1 protein-coding gene and 1 pseudogene are annotated in these 772 nt (G+C 36.8%); one reads left to right on the forward strand and one right to left on the reverse strand.

Annotated features, from left to right (window positions below):
* The coding region (locus tag ACFIK8_RS11080) for a methyltransferase (RefSeq protein ID WP_375669458.1) at nucleotides 1-269 on the reverse strand (269 nt) is incomplete at its 3' end.
* A gap of 254 nt (nucleotides 270-523) precedes the next feature.
* Here ACFIK8_RS11080 and ACFIK8_RS11085 point away from each other — a divergent pair.
* Nucleotides 524-772: pseudogene (locus ACFIK8_RS11085) on the forward strand (polyprenyl synthetase family protein); the annotation flags it as partial.

The following is a 772-nucleotide window of genomic DNA, read 5'->3' on the forward strand; positions in this document are numbered from 1 at the left end:
GTTATTTGAGCGTAAGATGCCATAAAAGCCGATCGCTCAACCAATGTAACATTAACCTCCAAACAACGTGAGGCAACCGCCAATCCTGCAGCACCAGCACCAGCACCCAAATCAACAACCTTACCCTTAAAATTATTGGGAACTAAACCAGCTAATAACATAGCGTCCATGCCAGAACGATGACCACATAAACGTGGCTGAACCAAATAAAACTTCCCACGATGAAACGCATCAATTGTTTCATCGCTATGATTCCTTGTTTTATTCATTTGAAAACCCAATATTCATCCTCATAATTCACTCGCCTCCCTATCAATTGTTGTTCAAACAAAAATATTTCAAATTTTCCCATGACTTCATAACAATGATATTCTCCAAGCACAAAGGACATTCCTTGCAAATATTATTCAAGATTTGAATTTCAAATGCGGTATCAAAGCTTGAGTCAAAACAAAACCATCTTTATGCTATGGACAAAATAGAATTCATATATGTTCATTGCAATACTCTAGGAGTAAACACATTGCGTGCTGCTACAAAATTAGATCAGATAACAAACAATCAAATTTCTCTCCAATCCCTCATTAATCTTACCAAAGACGATATGGAACGTGTAAACAAATTCATCCTCTCTATGGCAAAATCAGATATTGAAATGATCCCTGAAATTTCCAACCATCTTATTTCGTCAGGTGGAAAACGATTGCGCCCAATGATTACACTGGCTTCCGCTCATATGTTTGATTATCAAAATGATGGACATATAAAACTC

It is taken from the genome of Bartonella sp. MR168JLCBS (assembly GCF_042194175.1).